Source organism: Paenibacillus sp. FSL H7-0756 (assembly GCF_038006765.1).
Classification (GTDB): domain Bacteria; phylum Bacillota; class Bacilli; order Paenibacillales; family Paenibacillaceae; genus Paenibacillus_AQ.
This window is the reverse complement of the sequence record NZ_JBBOVT010000007.1, coordinates 1-2,239: the sequence shown is the minus strand read 5'-3', so window position 1 is coordinate 2,239 and position 2,239 is coordinate 1. Positions and strand designations below refer to the sequence as shown.

The window sequence follows — 2,239 nt, the reverse complement described above, 5'->3', positions numbered from 1 at the left end:
ACCTATCGCCAAGAGCGGCGTGGTCGGCAAGGTGGCCGATGCAGTGATGGACCCGTTGACTGATGCGATGAAGAAAGTACCGGATGCCTTGAAAAACTGGAATTTCCCAGGGATGAACCCTTACCCGAACCGGTTGATCCCGGCAACGCCGGGCGGCCCGGGCCCGGTGGAAGTGCCGGGGCAGGTGTGGCGGAGTGAGGGGACGCCAAAAGCAGGCTTAGACAAAATTAGAGAAACTGCTCCGGATTACTATGAAGAATTGACAGACAAATATGGAGATAAGGGAAGATACTATGCTAGGTCACCAGAAGAGTATGAAAGTTTGGCAAAAGATCCAGCAAAAAACTTTAAAATAAACGAAAAATCAAAAGTTGAGAGACTAGCAGGCTTAGAGTTAGAGGCGAGAGGAGACCTACCTGGTCCTATAGTTAGAGATACCAATCCAGCAGGTGCAGAATTTATTGATGCAACAGGTGTAAAGTGGGACGTTAAAGGATGGTATTCAAAATTTGCACCAAAAGGTTATACTCTGGAAAAGGCAATTGCTGATATAGAAGAATCTCTTTCAAAAGGTGAGAATGTTATCATCGATTCATCAAAAATGTTCCCAGAGCATATAGACGAAGTACGCGAAGCAGTGAAAGAATTGGGATTAAGTGATAAATTGCTTTGGTGGCCATAAAGTATGTGAAAGGAAGTATTACATGGATGATAATATGTTTTTAAAACATCATAAATGGGCAGAATCGGAAGGTAGTATTGGAGAAAAATTAGAAATTGTGAATGAAGAATTAAAACAACTGAATCTTACAGGGATGAACCTGAGTTGTTCAGAGATTGTAGAGTCAAATATGAGCAATTCCTTTTTGACAAATGTTGATATGAGTGATTGCTATTTTTTAAGTACCTCATTCGAAAGAACGATTTTCTCTGAATGCATACTGAGTAAAACAGTATTTGATTACGCAACCCTAAAACATTCAAATATAAGAAATTGTGTAGGCATAAAAGCGTCTTTTGATGATACAGACCTTAGCTTTGCTAATGTATCTCAATCTGACTTGAGGCGAGCATCATTTCGAAGAGCAAATTTAAGCTACGCAAAGTTTTCTAATGTTGATATAACAAACGCTCTACTTGATGGAGCACTTCTTTATGGCACTAGTTTTGAAGAAATAAACGGGATTGATGAAGTGTCTGCCAAACATATTTTTATTGGAACAGAAGAGAAACCAATAAGGTTGGAAGGGGAAGATATTAAAAAGTGGTTAATGGAGCAGATGAGAGGATAATATCTTCATTGAACACTTGATAAACTTTCAAAAGCTCTTTCCAATTTGTTTTATGAGTAGGAATGAGCTTTTTTGGATATACCTGCTCTACTCGTAAAGCGGAGGGAATCTTGGGATTGGTGAAGAAAGACGGAGAAACGAAGCGAGAAAGTGGAGGGGGTTGGAATGGATTTTTTAAAAGACGGTGATATCAGGACTTTCTTGTTGATCTTAGAAGAAAATTTATACCCAATGAAACCTTGCAATGAAGATGAAATTTTAAAATTGAAGAAACTAATGCCAACCAAAGAACTCCCCTTAACTTATTTGGAATTTATGTGTAAAGCCGGCAATGGGATTGAGTTTTTGGCAGGTACACATTATTCAATGAAATATATATTAGAACTTAAAGAATGGGCAGTTGAACTTTTGGATGAAAATAATTTTCCGAAGAAATTAACAGATAATCAGTTTGTATTCATGATACATCAAGGATATATGTTTTGGTATTTTAACTTGGATGAGGGTGATAACCCACCTGTGTATCATTATGATGAAAGTTTGGATCTAATTGATTTCAGGAAAGTTAGTGATAAACTTTCGGGATTTTTAATTTCACTGTATGACTGATGCATCTCTGGAGGTGAAGCATGCAGCAGCAGGTGGAGATCAAGCGGATGCTGGAGCAGGAGCAGGGACTGAAGCGCTTGAATCGTATACTGGAGGAGCAGGTCACGGGAATGGACAGAAGCGTTGGCGGTCAGGTTCGTTCGGTGCAGGCTGCTTACCCGGAAAGTTATGTGCAGTCTCCCTCCCGCGAGGCGATCCGGTTGCTGCAGGAGTTGGGACGGGAGGCGCAGTCGCTTAGTGACCGGATAGAGCGCAAGCATTCGGCCTTACGCTGGGCAGCCGGGCAATATCAATCTGCCGAAACGAAGGCGCAGAGTCTGTTAAAAACTACACCGGCT

Annotated in this window: 3 protein-coding genes and 1 pseudogene; all 4 read left to right on the top strand. The window is 41.0% G+C overall.

All coding sequences use genetic code 11. The annotated features are described in order from the left end of the window. A pseudogene (locus tag NST04_RS33945) lies at nt 1–682 on the top strand (hypothetical protein); the annotation flags it as partial. 22 nt (nt 683–704) lie between these two features. Then, nucleotides 705–1,292, top strand: a complete 588-nt coding sequence (locus NST04_RS33940) for a pentapeptide repeat-containing protein (protein ID WP_341188216.1) — start codon at nt 705–707, stop codon at nt 1,290–1,292. A gap of 165 nt (nt 1,293–1,457) precedes the next feature. Next, complete coding sequence (locus tag NST04_RS33935) at nt 1,458–1,901, top strand: SMI1/KNR4 family protein (RefSeq protein WP_341188215.1); 444 nt, start codon at nt 1,458–1,460, stop codon at nt 1,899–1,901. A 20-nt stretch (nt 1,902–1,921) separates the two neighbouring features. Beyond that, on the top strand, nt 1,922–2,239 hold a 318-nt coding region (locus NST04_RS33930), incomplete at its 3' end, for a hypothetical protein (RefSeq protein WP_341188214.1).